This is a genomic window from Brevibacterium sp. HMSC063G07 (assembly GCF_001810665.1).
GTDB lineage: Bacteria > Actinomycetota > Actinomycetes > Actinomycetales > Brevibacteriaceae > Brevibacterium.
Genome location: NZ_KV802328.1, coordinates 1 through 287 on the forward strand (window position 1 = coordinate 1; position 287 = coordinate 287).

Sequence of the window (287 nt, forward strand, 5' to 3'; positions counted from 1 at the left end):
TCGGCACAGTAAACACACCAGAATGATTACCACTACCATCAGTCCTAAACTTCTGACGCTTCTTACCAACCGTCAGAACATACTCAGCCTTCGGATCAAGACGCGAAACACTAAACCGCACATCCTGACCCACATGAGCCTTCGAAGCCGACAAAGCAAAACCATCCGCACGGAACGTCTGCATCTTGCACCGCTTCGACAACGTCACAGTCTTACCACGATGATCCTTCGCAGAATCCGGCTTCTTCAACTTCTCACCAAACTCACCATCACGCGGCACACGACCC

At 51.2% G+C, this 287-nt stretch carries 1 pseudogene; it reads right to left on the reverse strand.

Going from position 1 to position 287, the window contains the following annotated elements:
- Positions 1–287 (reverse strand): annotated as a pseudogene (locus HMPREF2757_RS11975) (TAP domain-containing protein); the annotation flags it as partial.